The organism is Pseudooceanicola aestuariicola (genome assembly GCF_045763785.1).
GTDB lineage: Bacteria > Pseudomonadota > Alphaproteobacteria > Rhodobacterales > Rhodobacteraceae > Pseudooceanicola.
Genome location: NZ_JBJGSF010000002.1, coordinates 199,416 through 221,710, shown reverse-complemented (window position 1 = coordinate 221,710; position 22,295 = coordinate 199,416). Strand labels below are relative to the sequence as shown.

At 61.7% G+C, this 22,295-nt stretch carries 21 protein-coding genes; 4 read left to right on the top strand and 17 right to left on the bottom strand.

Features of this window, described 5'->3' with window-relative positions; translation table 11 throughout:
- Positions 1 to 38: 38 nt before the first annotated feature.
- The 7 genes from addA to regB all read right to left on the bottom strand — a co-directional run bounded on the left by addA (position 39) and on the right by regB (position 11,564).
- Positions 39 to 3,401 (bottom strand): double-strand break repair helicase AddA, encoded by a 3,363-nt coding sequence (gene addA, locus ACI3GR_RS08920; RefSeq protein ID WP_407493851.1) that lies wholly within the window; start codon positions 3,399 to 3,401, stop codon positions 39 to 41.
- Positions 3,398 to 6,325, bottom strand: coding sequence for a double-strand break repair protein AddB (addB, locus tag ACI3GR_RS08915; protein WP_407493850.1), 2,928 nt, complete (start codon positions 6,323 to 6,325; stop codon positions 3,398 to 3,400). The genes addA and addB overlap by 4 nt, the downstream gene beginning before the upstream one ends.
- A gap of 7 nt (positions 6,326 to 6,332) precedes the next feature.
- Complete coding sequence (locus ACI3GR_RS08910) at positions 6,333 to 7,007, bottom strand: nucleotidyltransferase family protein (protein ID WP_407493849.1); 675 nt, start codon at positions 7,005 to 7,007, stop codon at positions 6,333 to 6,335.
- Positions 7,004 to 8,002 carry an aminoglycoside phosphotransferase family protein gene (locus tag ACI3GR_RS08905; RefSeq protein ID WP_407493848.1) on the bottom strand — a complete coding sequence of 333 codons (999 nt, stop codon included), beginning with the start codon at positions 8,000 to 8,002 and terminating at the stop codon, positions 7,004 to 7,006. Before ACI3GR_RS08905 ends, ACI3GR_RS08910 begins: the two co-directional genes overlap by 4 nt.
- Positions 7,995 to 8,462: a tRNA (adenosine(37)-N6)-threonylcarbamoyltransferase complex ATPase subunit type 1 TsaE gene (tsaE, locus tag ACI3GR_RS08900; RefSeq protein ID WP_407493846.1), complete on the bottom strand. Its 468-nt coding sequence runs from the start codon at positions 8,460 to 8,462 to the stop codon at positions 7,995 to 7,997. Before tsaE ends, ACI3GR_RS08905 begins: the two co-directional genes overlap by 8 nt.
- Before the next feature lie 47 nt (positions 8,463 to 8,509).
- Positions 8,510 to 10,048 carry a PAS-domain containing protein gene (locus tag ACI3GR_RS08895; protein WP_407493845.1) on the bottom strand — a complete coding sequence of 513 codons (1,539 nt, stop codon included), beginning with the start codon at positions 10,046 to 10,048 and terminating at the stop codon, positions 8,510 to 8,512.
- Positions 10,049 to 10,169: 121 nt separating this feature from the next.
- Entirely contained in the window at positions 10,170 to 11,564 is a 1,395-nt protein-coding gene (regB, locus tag ACI3GR_RS08890; RefSeq protein WP_407493844.1) for a sensor histidine kinase RegB, read from the bottom strand.
- 91 nt (positions 11,565 to 11,655) lie between these two features.
- Between regB and ACI3GR_RS08885 the strand changes: the two genes are divergently transcribed.
- Positions 11,656 to 12,285 (top strand): SCO family protein, encoded by a 630-nt coding sequence (locus ACI3GR_RS08885; protein WP_407493842.1) that lies wholly within the window; start codon positions 11,656 to 11,658, stop codon positions 12,283 to 12,285.
- A gap of 83 nt (positions 12,286 to 12,368) precedes the next feature.
- Entirely contained in the window at positions 12,369 to 12,917 is a 549-nt protein-coding gene (locus ACI3GR_RS08880; protein WP_407493841.1) for an ActR/PrrA/RegA family redox response regulator transcription factor, read from the top strand.
- Here ACI3GR_RS08880 and ACI3GR_RS08875 read toward each other — a convergent pair.
- From ACI3GR_RS08875 to ACI3GR_RS08865, 3 genes are all read right to left on the bottom strand, one after another.
- Positions 12,914 to 13,390 carry a GNAT family N-acetyltransferase gene (locus ACI3GR_RS08875; RefSeq protein ID WP_407493839.1) on the bottom strand — a complete coding sequence of 159 codons (477 nt, stop codon included), beginning with the start codon at positions 13,388 to 13,390 and terminating at the stop codon, positions 12,914 to 12,916. The two genes, ACI3GR_RS08880 and ACI3GR_RS08875, sit on opposite strands and share 4 nt — an antisense overlap.
- Complete coding sequence (locus ACI3GR_RS08870) at positions 13,390 to 13,986, bottom strand: HD domain-containing protein (protein WP_407493838.1); 597 nt, start codon at positions 13,984 to 13,986, stop codon at positions 13,390 to 13,392. The genes ACI3GR_RS08875 and ACI3GR_RS08870 overlap by 1 nt, the downstream gene beginning before the upstream one ends.
- A 71-nt stretch (positions 13,987 to 14,057) precedes the next feature.
- Positions 14,058 to 14,759 (bottom strand): FkbM family methyltransferase, encoded by a 702-nt coding sequence (locus ACI3GR_RS08865; protein ID WP_407493837.1) that lies wholly within the window; start codon positions 14,757 to 14,759, stop codon positions 14,058 to 14,060.
- 169 nt (positions 14,760 to 14,928) lie between these two features.
- Here ACI3GR_RS08865 and ahcY point away from each other — a divergent pair, with 169 nt between their 5' ends.
- Positions 14,929 to 16,314, top strand: coding sequence for an adenosylhomocysteinase (gene ahcY, locus ACI3GR_RS08860; protein WP_407493836.1), 1,386 nt, complete (start codon positions 14,929 to 14,931; stop codon positions 16,312 to 16,314).
- Between the two features lie 69 nt (positions 16,315 to 16,383).
- Here ahcY and ACI3GR_RS08855 read toward each other — a convergent pair whose 3' ends face one another.
- Both ACI3GR_RS08855 and ACI3GR_RS08850 read right to left on the bottom strand, forming a co-directional pair.
- On the bottom strand, positions 16,384 to 17,919 hold the full coding sequence (locus ACI3GR_RS08855) for an alanine/glycine:cation symporter family protein (protein ID WP_407493835.1): 1,536 nt from the start codon (positions 17,917 to 17,919) through the stop codon (positions 16,384 to 16,386).
- Positions 17,920 to 17,935: 16 nt separating this feature from the next.
- Positions 17,936 to 18,373: a universal stress protein gene (locus ACI3GR_RS08850; protein ID WP_407493834.1), complete on the bottom strand. Its 438-nt coding sequence runs from the start codon at positions 18,371 to 18,373 to the stop codon at positions 17,936 to 17,938.
- A gap of 256 nt (positions 18,374 to 18,629) precedes the next feature.
- Here ACI3GR_RS08850 and ACI3GR_RS08845 point away from each other — a divergent pair, with 256 nt between their 5' ends.
- Complete coding sequence (locus tag ACI3GR_RS08845) at positions 18,630 to 18,971, top strand: DUF2853 family protein (protein ID WP_407493833.1); 342 nt, start codon at positions 18,630 to 18,632, stop codon at positions 18,969 to 18,971.
- 58 nt (positions 18,972 to 19,029) lie between these two features.
- Here the strand turns inward: ACI3GR_RS08845 and ACI3GR_RS08840 are convergent, their stop codons facing one another.
- The 5 genes from ACI3GR_RS08840 to tsaD form a co-directional block, all read right to left on the bottom strand.
- Entirely contained in the window at positions 19,030 to 19,425 is a 396-nt protein-coding gene (locus ACI3GR_RS08840) for a DUF1761 domain-containing protein (protein ID WP_407493832.1), read from the bottom strand.
- Positions 19,426 to 19,493: 68 nt separating this feature from the next.
- Positions 19,494 to 19,907 (bottom strand): EVE domain-containing protein, encoded by a 414-nt coding sequence (locus ACI3GR_RS08835; RefSeq protein WP_407493831.1) that lies wholly within the window; start codon positions 19,905 to 19,907, stop codon positions 19,494 to 19,496.
- Positions 19,907 to 20,179 carry a YciI family protein gene (locus tag ACI3GR_RS08830; protein ID WP_407493830.1) on the bottom strand — a complete coding sequence of 91 codons (273 nt, stop codon included), beginning with the start codon at positions 20,177 to 20,179 and terminating at the stop codon, positions 19,907 to 19,909. Before ACI3GR_RS08830 ends, ACI3GR_RS08835 begins: the two co-directional genes overlap by 1 nt.
- 2 nt (positions 20,180 to 20,181) lie before the next feature.
- A complete protein-coding gene (locus ACI3GR_RS08825) occupies positions 20,182 to 21,135 on the bottom strand; it encodes an NAD(P)H-dependent glycerol-3-phosphate dehydrogenase (RefSeq protein WP_407493829.1) in 954 nt (317 codons plus the stop codon).
- Entirely contained in the window at positions 21,132 to 22,223 is a 1,092-nt protein-coding gene (gene tsaD / locus ACI3GR_RS08820; RefSeq protein ID WP_407493828.1) for a tRNA (adenosine(37)-N6)-threonylcarbamoyltransferase complex transferase subunit TsaD, read from the bottom strand. Before tsaD ends, ACI3GR_RS08825 begins: the two co-directional genes overlap by 4 nt.
- Between the last annotated feature and the right edge of the window lie 72 nt (positions 22,224 to 22,295).

The window sequence follows — 22,295 nt, the reverse complement described above, 5'->3', positions numbered from 1 at the left end:
CGCTTGCGGCCACAAGGTAAGGACGGTTCCGGGGAAGATCAAGAAGGTGTGGTGTCGCGCAACGCCGCAATCACAAGATCCTGAGGCAACACCATCAACTGCGCGGTCCGGGTCCATAGCAATGCGGTGTCCACCGTCCGGCCGGGATAGATCTGCGCCAGCGCACTGGCATAGGCCCCCATTTGACGCAGCAAACCGTCGGGCACCTGCGCCGGGGTGTCCGGCACAATCGCATTGGTTTTAAAGTCCACGGCCAGCACATGGGTATCGCTGACGATCAACCGGTCGATGGTCCCGTGAATGCGCGCGCCGTCCAATTCTGACAGGTTCGCGGTGATCGACACTTCTTCTAGTGCCGCACCGTCGAAAATGTGCGCCAGATGCGGGGCGCGAAGTATCTTGTGCGCCTCAGCACTCAGATATTCTAACTCTGCGCCCTCGGCCCGGTCGGCTCCGCCGCCCAGCAGAAATGCCGCGCGATCAGTGAACTCATCGTCGGCGACATTCACCAGATGCTCCAACAACCGGTGCACCTGACGTCCTCGCCGTTTCGCGGCCTCTTCGTCCAGTCCCGCCTCTCCAGGCAGAGCTTTGGCCCCGCCAAGATCAGACGGGCTGAGCGTTATGATTGGGGCAATCACTGGCGGGGCGCGGCGCGTGGCCCAGTCGGGCAGGGCAGGGATCACAGGCGCGTCGCGCGATACGTCTTCGACCTGCAAGCCGTTCCAATCGCCCGACTCCAGCCGTAATCCTTCGCCCCCCGGCGCGTCCAAAGCCGCCGCGCCAAGCGCCATCATGCCACCGCGAATACGGTCGAACCACGTGTCGCCGTTTTTGCCCAGATCGCCGGCGGCCGCGACGATCAGCCATTTCTCGGCCCGGGTCATGGCGACGTAAAGCAGGCGGTCGACCTCTTCCAACTGCTTGCGCAGCTTGATCTCGCGCACCTCTGTCAGGGCATCGGGGGCCTGATCCTGCGCGACGTTCCACCATGCGATGGGACCGTCGGACACGATTTCCCCCTTTAGTTCATTCCGCCGCGCTTGGGTTTCCGGCAGGAAGACCACCGGCGCCTCCAGACCCTTGGAGCCGTGCACCGTCATCACCCGGATGCGCGACCCGGCGCTTTCCATCTGGCGTTTCACCTCCGGGTCGTCGCCCTGCAGCCAGACGAGGAACCCGGTCAGGCTGGGCACCTCTGTCCGCTCGTAAGCCAAGGCCTGATCCAGCAGCGCGTCGATGCCATCCTGCGCCTCGACCCCCAGCCGCGCCATCAGTTTGCGCCGCCCGTCATGGCGCACCAGCACCCGTTCCAGCAATTCGTAGGGCCGCAGGAAATCCGCATTGTCGCGCATGTCCCGCAGCACGGCGCGGGTGTCCGCGTGATCGTCCCGCATATCCAGCGCGTCCCACAGGTAGGTGGTCTTGCGCCGATGGGCGAGGTCGAAAAGCGCCTGTTCGTCCCAGCCAAAGATCGGGGATTTCAGCAGGGCGGCAAGGCTCAGATCATCTTCGGGCGTGGCAAGGAACGACAGCAGGGCGGTCAGATCCTTAACTGCCATTTCCGCCCCGATCCGCAGACGGTCGGCCCCGGCGATTTCCAACCCCTGCTGTTTGCAGGCGCGGATGATTTCGTGGAACAGCCGCGCGCGGCGACGCACAAGGATCAGGATATCGCCTTCGTGCAGGGGCCGGGCGCGTCCACCGCCAAGGGGCAGGGGTGTGACCGCGTCGATCATCTGCCGGATTTGCCGCGCGATCCGGTCGGCCAGCACCACGTTGTGATCCTGTTCGCCCTGCAGATCGACGGGCTTGTCCCAATCCTCGTTTTCCTCCTGATCCGTCTTTTCCAGATGCGGCCACAGATCGACGCGCCCCGGCAGGTCGGAATGAAAGGCGATGTGTGTTTCGTCCTGCGAAAACCCGGCGGCTTCGCGTCCTTCGAACACCTTGTCGACCAGCCCAAGGATCGCGGGGGACGAGCGGAAGGAATGCGCCAGCGCCATCCGCTGCAAGGGCGTGCCAAGCGCGGTGAGGCGTTCGTCAAAATCCTCTCTCATCCGGTCAAAGCCTGACGGGTCCGCGCCTTGGAACGAATAGATCGACTGCTTTTTGTCGCCGACCACAAAGATCGTTCGCACCTTGTCGTCCTGTGCGCCTTCGCCGCTGGTGAATTCGCGTGCGAGCGCCTGAATGACCTGCCATTGCGCGGGCGAGGTATCCTGCGCCTCGTCCACCAGAATGTGGTCGATCCCACCGTCCAGCCGGAACAACACCCAAGCCGACACATCGCGGTTCGTCAGCAGGTCCCGCGTTCGCAGGATCAGATCGTCAAAGTCCATCGCCCCGCGCAACAGCTTGGTATGCGCGTAGTCCTTCAGGAACACGCGGGCGAGGTCATATAGCGCGACGGTCTTTTCCAGCAGGGACAGCGCAAGCCGTTGATTGCGTGCGGATTCCACGCGGGCCATCAGCGGCTCTACCCGGTCCATCAGGTCTGGGTTGGCCGTGCGCACGCCCTTGGTCGGGACGCTGCCGATCTTGGCGGTGAACGGTTCTTTCGCCGATCCGCCCGTCAGGAAGCAACCTTCCAGCACCTCCAGGGCGGCAAGGTTCGGCGCGGTGATCGTCGCCAGTTTCTCTGCCAGCTTCTGATCCGATGGTCCGCTTGCCGCCGTCACATCCCGCAGCGCGGCCAGATCATCTATCTCTCCGCCCAGAAACACGCCGCTTAGCATCTGCGCCGCATCAAACCCCGCAGGCAGGCCCAGCTTATCCGCCAAGGCATCACGCCCCGGATGCACCGCCAACTGGTCCGCATGTCCGGTGATCGCAGCCGTCAGGCTTTCCATCGTCTGACCGGAATAGAAAAACGCCACACGTTCCAGCAGATGCGCGTCCGGGCCACGGGCGATGCGGTCGATCACCTCGGCGCGCAGCAGGGCGGCCTGACGGTCTTCCATCTCCATGAACTGGGGGCTGACCCCGGCCTCTAATGGAAAGCGGCGGAGGAGGGAGGCGCAGAAGGAGTGGATCGTCTGGATTTTCAGCCCACCCGGCGTTTCGATCGCGCGGGCGAACAGGGTCCGGGCCCGCGCCAGCGTTGCCGCATCCACGCCGTGATCGACGCCCAAAGCGGCCAGCTCATCCCGCAGGGCACCATCCGGCAGCATTGCCCAGGCGCCCAGCCGTTTGAACAGGCGGTTCTGCATCTCCGTCGCGGCGGCCTTGGTGTAGGTCAGACACAGGATGTTCTGCGGCGACTCTCCGTTCAGTAGCAGCCGCGCCACCCGGTCGGTCAGCACCCGCGTCTTGCCCGACCCCGCGTTCGCCGCCAGCCAGGTCGAGGCATCGGGACGCGCCGCATCCACCTGCCGTTGTGTCGCGTCGTCCCGGATCATCGTAGCACGTCCTTCCGCGCCCGGTCCGACACGTCCCATTCGCCAAAGCGGGCCAGATGGTCGTAGTCGCTGATCGAGTCCGATTTGAACATCGCCCGCCGCGCGGTGAAGGGCTGATCGGCGTCTAGGTATTCGCGGATCAGCGTGGCAAAGCGGGCCCAGACCTCATCGGCGGACAGCTTGTCCAAGGGCGCATCGACCTCTTTCGCGTTCGACCCAAGCCCGACAAAAGCGGCGCGGATCACATGTATTGGCGTCACGTTTTCAAACCCGCCGCGTTCGGCCATCGCGGCCTCTAGCAACAGTTGCAGATCAAACCGCATCTGTTGCGGCGGCGACGACATCGCCCCGGTCTTGTAGTCATAGATCAGCGCATGACCCCGCGGGTCCAGATCGATGCGGTCGGCGATGGCGGTCAGGTCAAAGCCCAAGTCGGGCAGGGTCGACCGCCCGCGCACCTCGTAAGCGGCGGGTTGTCCGGCGTCCAACCGCGCGGCTTCCCCAGCAACCAGCGGTTCGGCGATCCGCGCCATCCGCGCCAGCCAGAGGATCCGCGCTTCGGCCCATGGTACCTCTTCCGCCAGCACAGTAGCGGTGGTGGTCAACAACTCCGCAGGTGTCAGCTTGTCCGGGTTGGCCACGGCATCGCGGACGAAGACCTCCATCACCTTGTGCAGCGCGTTGCCCCGTTCCAGCGCGTCGGGTTCCTTCATCAGCGGATCCAGCGCGCGCAGACGCAACACCTCGCGGGCGTAGATTGCGTAGGGATCGCGGATCAGTGTTTTGATCTGTGTGACCGACAATTTGCGCGGGCGGGCCGCGACGGGCGGCGCGGGTGACGGGCGCGGCGCTGGGTCGACCTGTTCCACCGCGTCCAAGGCGGCGACCAGCCCCAGCCATTCCTGTCCTCGGGCGCGGGCCTGTTTCAAAACGTCCTGCCCCGTGTCACCCAACCCGGTCAGCAGGTTGGTGATCCGGTTCAGCCAACGCGAGGCAACGGTTTCCGCCTCTGACCCGCGCAGGGCACGCGTAATCCAAACCTCGGGCGCGGCGACGGCCTGTTGGAAGTCATGCGCCGACAGCCCGATGTTCCGGTCGGGCAGCAGCAAACCAGCCTCGGCTCGCATGGCGCGGTTCAGCCACGGGTCGGGCGACGGCATCTCCGGCCAAGTGCCTTCGTTCAGCCCGCCAAGGATGACCAGATCGGCGCCCTGAACCCGCGCCTCAAGCGTCCCCCAGATCAGGATATCGGGATGAGGGATCGTGCTGTCGCGCATTTCCGCCCCGCGCAGGATCGAGGTCAGCATATTCGTGAAATCTTGTGCCCCGACCTCTCCGGTCACGGGGGCAGCGTCGGTCAGCTCATTGACCTGCGCCAGAACGGCATCGCCTGCTGTCCCGTCCCACAAATGGCCAGTGCCTTCGGTGCTGCAGCCGCGGCTTAGCGCCTCGGCCCGGTCGCGCAGTAGGTCCAGCCGGTCGCTTAGCGTCAGGGTTTGATCGACGGCGGGCAAAGCATAGGCGGCGATCCATTCTGCCCAGTCGCTGGCCAAATCTTCGGGCTGTTTGGCGGCGAAATCACGGATCGTGTCCGCATCAGGAAAGGGCGGTCCATGACGCCGCAGGCGCAATTCCAGCGCGCGGGTCAGGGTCAGATGCGGGCCACGATCCTTGCCGGAATGACACAAGGGATGCTTCAGCAACGCCAGCAAATCGGCGGCGGTCCCATCACTGTGCCACAGCGCCGCGACCTGCCGCAGGAAACGACCCGGTGGCGTCAGGTGCAGCGGTTCACCGGCCGAGTCATCGGGCTGGATATCCCACCGCCCCAAGGCCGCCGTCACCTGCCGCGACAGCAAACGATCCGGCGTGATCAGCGCGGCCTTCTGCCCGTCTTCGGCGGCCTTGCGCAAACGCAGCGCGATGGCCTGCGCTTCGTCCCGGCCCGAAGGCGCCTCTAGCAGCGTGACGTTTCTCAAGGCACCGGGCAGATCGTCCAGCTTCGGCCCCTCGGCCAGCCATTGGTCGGTCACGGGCGCAGGCCGCAGCGCCAGAGAGACCAGCCGATTGCGGGCGTCATTTTGCGACGACGGCGTCCAGCGGGCCACATCGCGCGACCCGAGCCCCAACCGTGACATCAGGGTGCGGAAGCGGAATTGCGGATGGTCTTCGCTGTGCAGCGGATCTTTCAGATGCTCGGACCAGACGCGGTCCGGCATGTGGAAATCGAAACCCGGCAGAACCACCGCCCCCTGCGGCAACCGCGCAACCGCCTGCATCAAGACGTTCGTCGCCCCCCGCGACCCGGTAGAGCCTGCGATGATTACCGGATCGGTCAGCGGGTTTGCCTCCCATTCAACCGCCAGCCGTTCGGCAACCATACGCAACCGTGCGGACGGATCGGGCGCGGGGTCGTCGCCTTCGACCGTGTCGACGATGGTCAGGAACTTCAACGCCCGCGACCAGTGGTCGGAGTGGTGCGATACGTCGAGCCCGCGGATCGTATCAAAGCTGACGCCTTCGCCCCGCATTTCGTCGAACACTGCGGCCAGCGAGTCCGCCAGATCGTACAGCGCCGCGCGGGGGGCGATGTCCGGTTCCTGCTCCATCAGCGCACGGACCAGCGGGATCAGCTCAAGCCGCCGTTGCAAGGGGGAGACCGGCGCGGCGATATCGGCCAGCGCAGCACTGTCGGCCAGATCGGTGACCAGCCGGATGCGGGGGACAAGCGCTGCCGGACCCGCGTCGAACAGGTCGCGGACGCGGCGGGCCATGCGGCGGGTGTTCACGATCAGGGTGGTACGGCCCAGCACCTCTGGCGGCAGGTCGCGGGTGCGGGCGATTAGGCCGTCGACTAGATGTTTGGGAAAATCCGCGCCGGGCGGTAGGCCAAACAGGCGCGGAGCATCCGAGGGTTCAAACATGGTGTTATCAGGCATGACGGGCCAACATCGCCTCGGCCTGCGCGATCCCTTCAGGGCGACCCACGTCACACCATTCGCCATCGTATGGAAGGATGCCAAGCGTCCCACGGTCCAGCATCTGGTTCCACAGCACGTTCAGGGAAAAGGACGCGTCGGGGATGTCCTGCAAACCCTCGGTCCGGATGATCTGCGCGCCGGTATAGATCAGCCCCGGCCCGCGTGAGACCGGAGGGCCGGGCAGGAAATCACCCTGACCCGCATGACCCACCGCGCGGGCGGGATCGATACACAACAAAAGCGCCTCAAGATCGTCACGCCAGTGATCGCGCAACATCGTCAAAGGGTTCGCCCCGGCCCAGACAGCGTCCGAGTTCATCGTGAAGACCGGCCCGTCCCCCAGCAGCGGTAGCGCGTTACGCAGCCCGCCCCCGGTTTCCAGAATCTCTGGCCCTTCGCGCAGGGTTTGCACGCGGGTATCCGCCAGATGCGCCTCTAACACCTCGGGCAGGTAATGCAGGTTGGCCACGATCGGACCGCTGACGACCCTTTGGGCATGGCGCAGCGCGTGGTCGATCAGCGGCTGGCCCGCGACCTCGATCATCGGTTTGGGCCGATCCTTGGTCAGGTCCTTCATGCGCGTGCCGAACCCGGCCGCGAATAGCATCAGCGCGTCGGGGATCATCGGCGCAACCGGTCCAGAACGGCTGGGTCGGGCGCTGGCAGATCACGATGAATCAGCGCGGCCAAATCGGCCAAGGCGGGATGGGCGAGGTTCACCATCAGGTGGTCCCAGACGCGCGGCACCAGATCGATGTAATGCTTTTTCCCATCGCGTCGCGACAGCCGTCCGAACACGCCGAGGATCCGCAGGTTCCGCTGTGCGCCGACCACGTGATAGCGCGTCTCGAAACCCTCACGGTCCAGACCCATCTGGTCGCAGTAATAGCCGATCATCCGGTCGGCCAACGCCCGCGTTACATCGCGGCGCGCATCCATCAGCAAAGACACCAGATCGTAGGTGGGATCACCGATCATGGCGTCCTGAAAATCCAGCATCCCGACCCGTGCGGGGCCATCCCGCTCTGGCAGCCACAGCAGGTTTTCGGCGTGATAATCGCGCAGGATCGTCACGGTGCATTTGCTGTGCTGGACCAAGGCGTCGTGCATGGCAGTGGAAAAGTCTGCCTTCGCGCCGTCATTCGGGCCAATGCTTTCGCCAAGATACCAATCATAGGCCAGCGCAGCCAAAGGCGTGGTCGTGTCGGGATCGTATCTGCCCAATCCCCGCATCGGTTCGGCGCGGTGCAGGGCGATCAGGCAATCGACGGCGACGCGGTAGATGTCTTCTTCGATCTCGGGCTGGGCGATGGCAATGCGGGCGTACAGATCATTGCCAAGGTCTTCGAGGATCAAGAATCCGTGGTCCAAATCCCGTGCCAAGATACGCGGGGCCGACAATCCGGCGTCCAACAGATACTCCGCCACGGCGATAAAAGGCCGGACATCTTCGCCCTTGTCCACCGGCGCATCCATCAAGATCGCGGTCTTACCGTTCAGCGTCAGCCGGTCGTATTTCCGGTTAGAGGCATCCCCGGCGACCATCGTGGCAGAAGCCCCGGCCCAGTCGGTCGAAGCGATAAAAGCCGATTTCAACGCGGCGCGGTCGGTGTCAGTCAAGGGCGGTTCCTTTCGGCAGGTCGGCCCAACGGTCGGGTCCGGCGGCGTCGATCTGGCGGCTGTTTTCATCGGCCACGGTAAAGCTTAGATGCAGGGCCCCCGGCGGGACCAGATCGCCCAGACGGTCGGGCCATTCAACCAGACAGATGGCATCTTCGAAGGCTTCGGTCAGACCCAGTTCGATGACCTCGTCCGGGGCGGTCAGGCGGTACAGGTCGGCGTGCCAGACCTCTCCGCTGCGGGTGTCATAGGTCTGGACCAAAGTGAAGGTGGGGGAGGGGACGTCTTCGACGACGTGCAGCAGGGATTGGATCAGCGACCGGGCGAAATGCGTTTTCCCCGCGCCGACGGGGCCATCCAGCAAAAGCGTATCGCCGGGGTTTAGGAGGGTACCGATGCGCTGCGCAAGGTCCCCGGTATCTTCGGCAGAGGTCATGAGGTAACGGCGCGCGACGGTCATGGCCCGACATTACCGTCACCATGTTTCGCCGCAAGCCAGAAGCGCGCCTAGTGAGACTGGATTTCCCGCAGCGCGCCGATTGCCGCGACCCGGAAGGACGCCAGTGTTGCGCCGCCCTGTAGCGGCTTGAACCGACAGTCCAGCGTCCGCCCGTCGCGCATCCGAACGCGGGAATCCCATTCGCAACGATCGCCGAACCCAACCACGAAATCCCGGAAATCCCCCCAGGTCGGATCGGGGCCGCACAGCACCTGCCAAAGGCGCGACACCTCGGCCACCTTCTGATCCAGCTGTATCGCGCCGGTCGTGTCGCTGCCGTCTGTCCACAGCTCTCGGTACGCTTCGTTGGTGTAGCTCAGCACCCCCTGAGGCGAAAACACGGCCAGCGCGTCATCCAGCGAATCCATCACCGCCTGACTAAGGTCCAGCTGTTCGCGGAACCGGCGGGTCAGCGTCACCTCGGCGCTGACGTCGTCGAACAGAAAGGCCACCGCCCCGTTGGGATGTGGGCGCCCGGTAACGCGGTAGGTTTTGCCTTCGGGAAGCGTCCAGGTTTCCTGATACTGCGCGTTTTCGGCCCGGGTGATGACCTCCATGATCTGATCGCGCCAGGATCCGTAATTTCGCGGCTCTGGCATGATCTTTTCGTCGCGCAGCTTGTCGAAAAACGTCAGATGGCTGGGCCGGGCTGAAAGGAATTCTGCGTGGATGCCCGTCAGGTCGATCAAGGCGGGATTGAACAGCGCCAGATGCCGGTTCCGGTCGAATATCGCCAGACCGGTGGACAGTTGGGCGAAGGTCTTGGTCAGCGTCTGCACAAAGGCGCGCTGGGCGTTTTCGGCTTTGACCACGGCGGTCACGTCATTCGCCTGAAACAGGATACGCCCCTGATTTTGCGAACAGCGAATGTCGAACCACATGTCTGGCCCGCCGTCCTTTGGCGTCAGCTTTTCGCGGCTTTGCTGGCGATCCACGTAAGAGGTTTCGTCAGACCCGTTGTAAAAGATATGCTGACAGTCCGGAGCGTCATTGCCGATCAGTTTTTCCAGCTGGTGGTAGGCAGTGTTCGCCCATCTGACGCGCCCCGATTGATCAGTGATCCATGTCGGTTGCGGTGCTTCGGCCACGATCCACTGACCCATCTGCCGGGCGTGATCGCGGTAAAGGTCCACATGATGCGCCATCGCATCCTCGGCCGCCGGGTCGCGCAGCACGATAGAGATGACATGCGCCTTGTTCACGACGGTGAGTTCGGCGCGGTCCCCGGGTGCGCCGGCTGTGAATACTGCTGAACCGTCAGCCTCGAGGCTGGGAAAGTCGTCGGGCAGGTCATCGAACCGGAAGGCAAAGAAGGGGCGCAGATCGGACAGATCGCCATGCCAGCCTTCCCGTTCCAGTCGTGTCATCAGCGCGGGGTCACATTCGACGATCCGGCCATTGACCAGACGCAAAACCCCTGACGTCTTATCCCGAGGCTTAGGCCCACCGCGTGCGATCCCAAGCTGGAATGCGATTTTCAGCGCGAGGAGGGCCGTTAAAACGCAGACGAAACAGATGAAAACAAAATCAATAATTCCAAGCGACATACCCTTACCCAGGTTTTTTATAACTAGGCTAACTGTGGCTTGGGGATGGTAAACAAACCCTTAACGCAGCGCGCCTTTTGGCGCGGACCAGCGTCAATATTCAACTATGGCGGGAGGGCGATCACTCGATAATCTGGTTTTCCCCGATCGGCACGGGCGTCTCGCCCTTGCGCGCATCGATCTTGGTGCGCGGCCAGACGACTTCGACCACCGCGCCAGAGCGTTCGGAGTTATGCCCAAAGCGGCCATAACGGTCGACGCCATTGGCAAAGCTTAGCTCAGCCCCAGTCCGTTCCAGCAAAGTCTTGGCGATGAACAGCCCCAAGCCCATCCCTTCGTACCCCGGACGCTGGCCCGCATCCGGTGCTGACCGTCGGCGGCGCACGAAGGGATCGCCGATCCGCCCGATGACCTGAGGCGCATAGCCCCGACCGTCGTCCATGATCCGGACCGAAATGACCTTGTCGGTCCATTGCGCTTCGACCCAGACGTTGCCGGCGGCGAAATCAACGGCGTTCTGGATCAGGTTGCGAATGCCGTGGATCAATTCAGGCCGGCGCAGGATAGCAGGCGGCAGGTCTTCGCCGCCCTCATCCGGTCCGAATTCGAAATGCAGACGCTTCCCACGGTTCAAATGCGGTTCGGCTGCTTCTTCGATGACCGTGGTCAGCGGGGCTTGCCGCAGGTGCAGATCGTCTTTGCCCGCGCGCCCCATGGATCGCAGGATATCGCGGCAGCGGTCTGCCTGTTCACGGATCAGCCGTGCGTCTTCGGCCAGATCGGGACGGTCTTCCAATTCCTCGGCCAGCTCGGACGAGGTGAGTTTGATCGTGGCCAAGGGCGTGCCCAGCTCATGCGCGGCGGCGGCAACGACACCGCCCAGATCGGTGAGTTTTTGTTCGCGGGCCAAGGCCATCTGCGTCGCCTGCAACGCGTCGGACATCGAATGCAGTTCGGTGGCGATCCAGCGGGAATAGATGCCCAGAAAGATGACCGAAATCACGATGGCCAGCCATTGGCCGAACAGGAAGACATCGGCGATCTGCAGCACGAACCCCTGTGCGGTGCGCAGCGGCAGATGCACCTCGGTCAAAACGGTGACGATGGCGATGGCGATCGACCCGATAAAGATCGTGGATTTCCCCGACAAAGCCATGGCCGACACGGTCACAGGCCCGATCACGAGGATGGAAAACGGATTATGCAGCCCGCCCGTCAGATACAGCAGCAGCCCAAGCTGAAGCAGATCGAACAGAACGATCAGCAGGTTTTCAGCTTCGGACAGGCGTTTGTTTTCAGGAAAGACGAAACTGGCAACAAGGTTCCCGATGACAGAGATGCCGACCACAAGGAAACACAGCCCGTATTCCAGCGACAACCCATAGACCTGACGCGCTACGACTAGGGCCGCAAATTGCCCGCTGATCGCGCCCCACCGCAGCAGCGTGATCGTGCGCAAACGGATCCAATTGCCCCGTTCGTGCCCTTTAAGAACTTCGAATGCCTGATCTGTCATGGCCGCTGTGCGCAAATGTCCCGATTGAAACCCGTGGGGCTATTGTTATGTCTGACCGCAATCACACGCAATCACGCCAGAGGGTTGGCCCATGACACGAATTACCGCAATCATCGCAGCCGTTGTGGTTCTGGCCCTGACCGCGGGTGTCTATGTCTTTACGATGGGACGTGGCAGCGATGACAAATATGCCCAGTGCCGGGCCGGTGCGGTTGCCGGCGGCAGCGGCCAGATCGGCGGACCTTTCACGCTGGTTGATGAAACGGGTGCAACGGTGACTGATGCCGACGTGATCACCGAACCGACGCTGATCTACTTCGGCTACACCTACTGCCCCGACATCTGCCCCTATGACGCCGCCCGCAACGCCGAGGCCGTCACGATTTTGGACGACCGTGGGATTTCGGTGAAGCCTGTTTTTATTTCGATCGACCCTGAGCGCGACACGCCCGAACAGCTTGCCGATTTCACCGACTACCTTCATCCTCGCATGTTGGGTCTGACCGGGTCGCCGGAACAGGTCGCTGCCGCATCCAAGGCGTATCGCACCTATTACAAGAAGCAGCCAAGCAGTGATGGCGATGACGATTATTACCTTGTCGATCATTCGACCTTTTCCTACCTGACGATGCCCGAAGACGGCTTTGTCGAGTACTTCCGGCGCGACGTGACGGCCGAGGATATGGCCAATCGCATCGCCTGTTTTGCCGAGGCCAGATAGTATTCCCTGAATGTTTGACGCTGATCCGGTCGCGGGGTAGAACCGTACAACCTCGAAAGGCGTAAATTCAGGAGATCTATTCTATGGCCGAAGACCTGGATCTGGGCGAGGACAAGACGCTCCTGCTGCTGGACGATGATGAACCGTTTCTGAAACGACTCGCCAAGGCGATGGAGAAGCGCGGTTTCGACGTCGAAACCGCCGAGTCCGTGGCCGCCGGTAAGGCGATCGTCACCAACCGCCCGCCCGCTTACGCGGTCTGCGATCTGCGGCTGGGTGATGGCAACGGTTTGGACGTGGTCGAGGTATTGCGGGAAAAACGCCCCGATAGCCGGATCGTGGTGTTGACGGGCTATGGCGCGATTGCGACTGCCGTGGCTGCGGTCAAGATCGGCGCGACGGATTATCTGGCGAAACCGGCAGATGCGACGGATATCACCAACGCCCTTCTGGCGCGTGGTGATGAACTGCCCCCACCCCCTGAAAACCCGATGAGCGCGGACCGCGTGCGTTGGGAACATATTCAGCGGGTGTACGAGCTGTGCGATCGCAACGTCAGCGAAACCGCGCGCCGTCTCAACATGCACCGCCGCACGTTGCAGCGCATTCTGGCGAAACGCAGCCCGCGTTAATAGTCGTAGCGTTTTAGCACCTTATCGACGATCTGTCCGTTGCCCATGCGGTAGCCTTCGATACGGCCGTAGTCTTCGAACCCGCGAGATTGATAATACGCCAACCCGCCGGTGTTATCGGCGCGGATGTTGGCATTGATCCAAGCGTAACCTTCCGCGCGCGAGGCGTCTTTCGTCGCCTCGAACAAGGCTGATCCGATCCCCAGACCGCTGCGCCCCGCCCGCGCGAAGGTGGCGATTTCGGCGACGAATTCATCAGTGCCTTTCATTGGGGACACCCACTGAAAGCCCAGCAGTTCGCCAGCGTCATCTTCGGCCAGATGCCAGATGGCATGATCCTCGGCCATGCGCCCGATAAGGTATGGCGCGTCGATTGGATCGACATAGGCGGTGGTACCGCCAATCGCGATAACCTCGTTCAGCAGCTCGGCCATGGCGCGGGCGTCCATGTCCCCGGCGCGGCGGATATGCATTAGCCGATCTCCTTCAACAGGGCATTATGGCGGGCAGTAAAATCACTGCGGACCTCGACCGGCGGGCGCAGCTGGATCGACAGGCCGTCGATCACACCATGGTCGGGGCGGCCAAAGAACTTGTCGGCCTCGGCCTCGGAGAACCCTGCGATCTGCGTCGCTTCCATCCAAGCACTGATTTTGTCGGCCTGTTTGATCTTTTTCTTCAGCTTCGGTGGCGTCACGGCGGGCAGCCCGAACCGGATATGGATCGCCGCGGTCAGCCTGTCGTCCAGCGCGCCATACCCCGGCCCCACCGCCGCCTTAACCGGAGAGATCATGTCCCCGATCACGTATTCAGGCGCGTCGTGCAAAAGCGCGGTCAGCTTTTCTGCGGCTGTCGCTTTGGGGTCGATCCGGGCAAACAGCGCTTCGACCAGCAGCGAGTGTTCGGCAACGGAATAGGCGTAATCGCCATAGGTCTGACCGTTCCAGCGCGCAACGAAGGCCAGCCCATGGGCGATGTCTTCAATCTCGATATCCACCGGGGTAGGGTCCAGTAGGTCAAGCCGCCGTCCCGACAGCATCCGCTGCCATGCCCGTGCCTGTTTCGCCATGGAACTCTCCTTTTTCCCGGATGGATAAAAGCTGAATGTGACGATGTCACTGCAAGTCTTGGGCTTGCGCCTTACTGCGCGACAAAGATCGAATTATTCTCGATCGCGCCCATCAGCTTGTATTCGCCCGTCAGGTAATGATCGTTCAGCAGGTTCAGGATGGCGCGCGTCTTCCACGCCTTTTCCCCTTCGGTCACGACCATGGGCCGATATTCGGAAATGATCCGGCGCGCGCCTGTCACCGCGGCGGGTTCGAAACCTTCGACATCCAGATGGATCAGACTGACGGGCCGACCCTCTGGCACCAGCATGTCGAGCGTTTGGATATCAATCTCCAGAACGCGGTCGCCATCCGCTTCGAGCGTTTCGACCACCCGCTCTCCGGCGGAGATCGCCTTACCGCTGGGCCGTTTGACCAACAGCGGCATCTTGGACACGTCTTCGCCAACCCCGACCGGATGGATGGTCACGCCTGTCAGTTTGTTCAGCGCGATTGTTTTTTGTGCCGCCTGAAAAGACGTCGGAACAGGTTCAAACGTGTGAAGCATGGTGTTGGGCGCCATCGCCCGCCGCAGGGCGGGCAGGAAATCCCCGATAAAGGCACCGCCCGAAACAACATCCCCGTGGCCCAGATGGCGCGACAGGAAATTCAGCGTCGCGGGTTCATAAACCCCGCCAGAGGCAAGAATATCAGTGATATCGCGGCCAAGGTAATGATCGGGCATACAGTAAAAACCGTGCTCATTCGCGACGACCGAATAGTCAAAGTCCATCTGTGCCGGTTACCTTATGCAACTTGGGATTGATCTTTGGTGTGCACTCTATCCAGATCGCAAGGAAATGGAAAAGGGTCGTGCAGTAAAGACGCAGGGCAATTCATCTGGCTTGCCGCATGAGTTTCAGGGTGCTAGGCCACCCGCAACCGTTTTTAGGAGCAATCTCGTGTCTGATTATATCGTCAAAGACATCTCTCTGGCCGCGTTCGGCCGCAAGGAACTGGATATCGCGGAAACTGAAATGCCGGGCCTGATGGCCCTGCGTGAAGAATACGGGTCCAAAAAGCCGCTGGCTGGTGCGCGTATCGTGGGGTCGCTGCACATGACGATCCAGACCGCTGTACTGATCGAAACGCTCGTCGCGCTGGGTGCCGATGTCCGCTGGGCGTCCTGCAACATCTTCTCGACCCAGGACCACGCGGCGGCAGCGATTGCCGAGGCGGGCATCCCCGTCTTCGCGATCAAGGGTCAGACGCTGGAAGAGCATTGGGATTACTTGGACAAATCCTTCATGTTCGACGACGGCCCGAACATGATCCTCGACGATGGCGGCGATGCGACGCTGTATGTTCTGCTGGGCGCACGCGCCGAAGCGGGCGAAGACATCATCCCGGTCCCCTCGTCCGAAGAAGAAGAGGTGATCAAAAAGCAGATCGCCAAGCGTATGAAGCAATCCCCGGGCTGGTTCACCAAGACCCGCGATCAGATTCAGGGCGTATCCGAAGAAACGACCACCGGTGTGAACCGCCTGTACCAACTGGTCCGCGACGGTCAGCTGCCCTTCCCGGCGATCAACGTGAACGACTCTGTCACCAAGTCGAAGTTCGACAACAAGTACGGCTGTAAGGAATCGCTGGTCGACGGTATCCGCCGTGCCACCGACACCATGATGGCCGGTAAGGTCGCAGTGGTTTGCGGCTACGGCGATGTGGGCAAAGGCTCTGCCGCGTCGCTGAAAGGCGCGGGCGCTCGTGTGATCGTGACCGAAATCGACCCGATCTGCGCACTGCAGGCGGCGATGGACGGCTTCCAGGTCACCACGCTGGAAGACGTGGTTAGCACCGCCGACATCTTCGTCACCACCACCGGCAACAAAGACGTCATCCGGATCGAGCATATGCGCGAGATGAAGGACATGGCGATCGTCGGCAACATCGGCCACTTCGACAACGAAATTCAGGTCGCTTCGCTGAAGAACCACAAGTGGACGAACATCAAAGAACAGGTGGACATGATCGAGATGCCGAATGGCCATCGCATCATTCTGCTGTCCGAAGGTCGTCTGCTGAACCTTGGCAACGCCACCGGCCACCCGTCCTTCGTGATGTCCGCGTCCTTCACCAACCAGGTGCTGGCGCAGATCGAATTGTTCACCAAGGGCGACCAGTACGAAAACAAGGTCTACATCCTGCCCAAGCATCTGGACGAAAAAGTCGCCCGTCTGCATCTGGACCGTATCGGCGTGAAACTGTCGACGCTGGACAAGTCGCAGGCCGACTATATCGGTGTGAAGCCGGAAGGCCCGTTCAAGCCTGAGCATTACCGCTACTGATCCGCTTGTCATCAGACACGAAAAGGGCCGCCAGATCACCTCTGGCGGCCCTTTCAATTTGCCTGCGCCTTAGTTTTTGAAGCGCTTGATCTCACCCGACTTCAACCGCGCGACGTAGCTGTTCAGCTCTCGTTTCACGATGGGCATCAGCAGGTACAGCGCAATGATGTTGACGATCGCCATCGAGAATAGCATCGCGTCCGAGAAGTCGATCACCGGACCAAGGTTGGCCGCCGCACCGATGACGATGAACAGGCAGAAGATCACCTTGAACACGTTCTCGATCATCGCGCCTTCGCCAAAAAGATACGTCCAGGCTTTCAGACCGTAATAGCTCCACGAGATCATGGTCGAGAAGGCAAAGAGCACAACAGCGACCGCCAACAGGATCGGGAACCACGAGAACGACTTGGCATAGGCCGCCGAGGTCAGCGCCACACCGGCCACGTCCCCTTCGGTTGCGATCCGGCCAGCCGCTTCGTTCCAGACGTAAAGCCCGGTGTCGGGATCGACGTTCAGAACACCGGTGATCACGATCACCAACGCCGTCATGGTGCAGATCACGACCGTATCGATGAACGGTTCAAGCAACGCGACGTACCCTTCGGTCACCGGCTCTTTGGTTTTTACGGCAGAGTGCGCGATAGCGGCAGACCCGATGCCCGCCTCGTTCGAAAACGCGGCGCGTCGGAAACCTTGGATCAGCGCGCCGGTAAAGCCGCCGACGACACCCAGACCGGTGAAGGCCCCCATGAAGATCTGACCAAATGCCCAGCCGATCATGTCCCAGTTCATCAACAGGATGATTAGCGACACGATGACGTAAAAGATGCCCATGAAAGGAACGACCTTTTCCGTGACCGAGGCGATGGATTTGATACCACCCACGATGACTGCAAAGGTCACGACCGCAAGGATCAGACCGGTGATCCAACCGGGATAATCCCCAACGACGCCAGCAAGCTGTGCATGCGCCTGATTGGCTTGGAACATGTTGCCACCGCCAAGCGCACCCAGAATGGTGAAGATACAGAATAGTACCGCCAGCACCTTACCGCCGGGCAGTCCGCGTTCGCCGAAACCCTTGGTGATGTAGTACATCGGACCACCCGAGACGCGTCCGTCGGGGTATTCGTTGCGGTATTTCACACCAAGGGTACATTCGGTGAACTTCGTCGCCATGCCGAAAAGGCCCGCGATGATCATCCAGAAGGTGGCCCCCGGTCCGCCAATGCCGACAGCCACCGCGACCCCTGCGATGTTCCCTAACCCCACGGTCCCGGAAAGCGCCGTGGCAAGGGCTTGAAAGTGACTGACCTCGCCCGCGTCATCGGGGTCGGAATAGTCGCCTTTGACTAGTTGAATGGAATGCCAGAACCCTTTGAGCTGAATGGCCCCGAAATAGACCGTAAAGACCAGTGCACCGACCACCAGCCAAAGGGCGATCCACGAAAACGTCGTCCCCGGAAGGGGGGCGAAGATGAACGACACGTACCATCCTGTGTAGTCCGCGAAGATATTGTTGATGGTTTCGTCGATGCCCTGCGCGAAGGCCGGGGCAGGGGCCAGCGCGGTCAGCGCGGCAAGAGTTGATTTGAGTTTCATGGTTCTGCTCCTGCGCTCAGGGGACAATGACGGTGGGGACGGGGGCGACCTGCGCCAGACCGATTGGCACCGACCCGAACACCCGAGAGGCCATCGACGACGACCCGGCGCGACCGACGAAAATCATCGCAGCGCCTTCCTTCTGGGCGATCTCGCAGACCAGTTCTACGACCGAGCCGTAGCGAAGCTGGCATTCCACCTCGACCCCGGCGGCGCGGACCTTTTCCATGGCCGGATCAAGCACCGCAGACTTGGCGCGATCCATCTCTTCGATGCGCCGCGCTTTGCGTTCTTCCAGCTCTTGTGGTGTCAGAAACGAATAGGGTGACCATTCAAGGATATGCACCAGCACAAGACTGGTCCCATCCTTCTTGGCCCTATCAATCGCATAGTCGAGAAGAGTCGTATCACCGGCACTTCCTTCATATGCGACAACGAATTTTTCCGTAGTCATGATGTTCCCCCGTTGATTTTAAATGTTTTTCGAACCCGGCGATCGGCAGACATCGGTCGTGGGATATATGAAGCCTGCGGCATTCAACGGGAGGTTGTCACGAAAAAAGCGAAATCTGAGGCGCACCAAAAGCGAATTGGCAACAAAATGAGAAAAATTTTCCAGTTTTACCGGACAGGCGCTATGAATGATTTGTGGAAATCGAAATGCTGCGTGCAGCCAGTGAATTGGCGGTACCAAAACAGGGGATTATGACATGGGCAAACGTGACGATCTGATCGCGAAATACGCTGAAGACTTGAAAGACAAATGCGGGATGACCCCCGACATGGACCTGCTGACCAAGGTCACTATCGGCTGCGGCCCGGCGATCTACAACGACGATGCGTCGACCGTGGCCGGGTCTCAGCCAAGCGAGCTTGAGACGATCAAGACCAACTTCCTGATGAAGAAACTGGGTCTGCCGGATGGTCCGAACCTGATGGAAGCCATCGACAGCGTGCTAGAGACCTACGGCAAGTCCAACCGCAACAAATACCGCGCGGTCGTCTACTACATGCTGACCAAGCATTTCGGCAAAGAGTCGGTCTACGGCTAAGCCGACCCAGAGATCAAAGAAAGGCCCGTGCGTTTCGCCGGGCCTTTTTTTCATGTCTTCAGAACAGGCCCAGCACCAGCCCGATGATCCCCGGACCAAGCACGGAATAGCCCCCATCGATGATGGTCAGGCGACGGGGACGCATCGCATAGGCATAGTTCATCGCAACCCACGGTGTGATGAAAAACAGGCCAACGCCCAGCCCGGCCACCAGTCCGGCAAAGGGCCCGTCGATACCGCTGGTCGCGAACATGTGCCGCATCATGCCCGACACAAGGATCATCGCGACGCCAGAGATGACGAAAGGCATGGCTGATCCGTTGCCCTGCGGTTTGCCGTTTTCGTCCAGCGGAATCCCCGCGGCAGACATCCATGGCCGGGCCAGCGTCGTGTACCAAACGGCCCCCATGACAAAGCCCGCCAACGCGGCAACTAGTACTGCAATCACGCCCATCTCACCCTCCTGATCGCGCAAATGACTGCGATCAGCTTAGGCAGAGCCGCGGCATTCTGACCAGCTTTTTACAGGCCGCCCATTTTGCACAGCAGGTCCCATTCGTCCTGCGTGACCGGCTGCACGGATAGTCGAGAGTTCTTGACCAGAACCATATCGGCCAGTTCCGGCGTCGATTTGATCGTGTCCAGACTGACCGGCTTGGGCACGGGCTTTACCGCTTTGATGTCGACGCATTCCCAACGGTCGTCGTCGGTGGTGCTGTCGGGATGGGCTTCGGCGCAGATCTCGACGATGCCAACGATCTCTCGGGTCTTCTGGCTGTGGTAAAAGAACCCCTGATCGCCGACCGCCATTTCCCTCATGAAGTTGCGGGCCTGATAGTTGCGCACGCCGTCCCATTCTTCGCCCGCGTCGCCCTTGGCCACCTGATCGTCCCAGGACCACGTGTCAGGTTCGGATTTAAACAGCCAGTAGCGCATTAGCCGATGACCTTTTTCCATGCAGTCAGCTGGACCGACTGGAACAGCCCGGCCTTGGCATAGGGGTCGTTGTCCGCCCATGTCTGCGCGGCGTCCATATCGGCCACGTCGAGAATGACCAGCGAACCACACATCTCTCCGGCGTTGTCGAGAAGGGGTCCCGCCTGCGCCACGACGCCGGTGTCGTTGATATAGGCCAGATGCGCGTCGCGGTTGGCTTTACGCACGTCCAGCGCGCCGGGTTTGTCTTGGGCCATCAGGGCAACCAGCATTGTCATTCCTCCTTCAGTGGACGTGACAATAGCTGCGACATGGCGCGGCTGACGTCCAGTGTTTGATCGATCAACCCGACGACGACGTCGGTGATCGGCATCTCGATCCCCATCTCGGCAGCCCGTGCCTGCAACGCCCGCGCGGTTGCCGCGCCTTCGACCGTCACGCTGGTGTCAAAGCCAGACGCTTGCCCGATGGACAGCCCATAGCGGAAGTTGCGCGACAGCTCTGATGTACAGGTCAGCGCCAGATCCCCGAAGCCAGACAGCCCTGCCAGAGTGTCGGCCTGCGCCCCGAGTTCCAGTGCCATGCGCTGCATCTCGGCGTAGCCGCGGGTCATCAGGGCCGCTCGGGCCGAGTCGCCAAGCCCTGCGCCGATCGCCGCGCCGCAGGCAATGGCCATGACGTTCTTGACGGCCCCACCAATCTCGGCCCCCGGCACGTCGGTGGTACGATAGACCCGGATGTTCGGCGTCGTCAGGCGGGCCTGCAGGTCTTTGCCTAAACCCTCATCCGCACAGGCCAGCGTCAGCGCGGTCGGCAGGCCGCGTGCAATATCCTGCGCAAAGGATGGGCCGGTCAGGATAGCTGCGGGTGCTTGCGGACGCAGTTCGCTGATGACCTGCGTCGGGCTTTTTCCGGTCGACAGCTCAATCCCTTTGCAGCAGGCCACCAAAGGGCGGTCGCCAAAGTCCGGCAGGCTGTTCAGCGCATCGCGCAACTTTTGCATTGGCACGGCCAGAAGAATGGGACCGTCCGGCAGAGCGTTCAGCGAACTTGCGACGCTCAGGTCTTCGGGGAAAGGCATTCCCGGCAGGCGGGCCGAATTCATCCGCTCGTGTGACATTGCGCGGGTCTGTGCCGCGTCGCGTGCCCAAAGTGTCACGTGACCAGCGCGGGCCAGTGAAATGGCCAGCGCCGTGCCGAATGCGCCTGCGCCTAGAACGGAGGTCATGCTTTGGGCCCCTTTTTCCCACCGCCAAGCATCCCGGCGGCATCTTGGTCCAAGGGCCAGCGTGGACGGGCGGCTAGGGTCATATCGTCCTGACCCCCGCGCGCGAACCGTTCCAGCCCCGCGTAGGCGATCATGGCACCATTATCCGTACAAAGCGAGAGCGGCGGCGCCGTAAACGCCACCCCAAGATCTGCGCACAGACCTTGCAGCCCCTCGCGGATGGCCGCATTGGCCGCAACACCGCCCGCGACCGCAAGAACCGGGGTGGCGGGTGCGTCTTGCAGATAGATCGCCAGCGCCCGACGGGTCTTTTCCACCAGAACGTCGACAACAGCCGCCTGAAAACCTGCGCACAGATCGCTGCGATCCTGCGCCTTCAGGTGGTTGTCCTGCATCACCTCGTCTCGCGTGCGCAAAAGCGCGGTCTTCAGGCCGGAAAAGGACATATCGCACCCCGGCCGATCCAGCAGGGGCCGGGGAAAGCGGAACCGCTTGGCATCGCCCTTGGTCGCCTGGGACTCGACCGACGGGCCGCCGGGTTGGGGCAGCGCCAGCAATCGCGCGGTTTTGTCAAAGGCCTCACCCGGCGCATCGTCGATCGTACCGCCGAGCCGAGAGAAGTCTTCGGGCCCTCGCACCAGCAGAAACTGGCAATGGCCACCCGACACCAAAAGCATCAGGTAGGGAAATTCCGTGCCATCTGTCAGCCGGGGCGTCAGCGCGTGACCTGCCAGATGGTTCACCCCGATCAGCGGCAAACCGGCCCCGATCGCGATCCCCTTGGCGCACATGACTCCGGACATCACGCCGCCGATCAGACCGGGTCCGGCGGTCACCGCAACGCCATCCAGATCGGACAGGTTGACGCCTGCTGTGTCCAGCGCGTGGCGCACCACGACATCCATCCGTTCGGTATGGGCGCGGGCCGCGATTTCCGGCACCACGCCACCAAAAGCTTCGTGCAGGGAATTCTGCCCTTCGACGACCGAGGTCAGCACCTGCGCATCCCCCGGCAGGCCGCGCACAACGGCCGCGCCCGTATCATCGCAAGAGCTTTCCAGCCCGAGTAGAGTAAGAGGTCGCGCCATCAGACCGCCGATTGCAAGAAAGGTGCCCCGCAGGTAACACCGCCAAGACACTGAAACAATAATCTGTTCGAA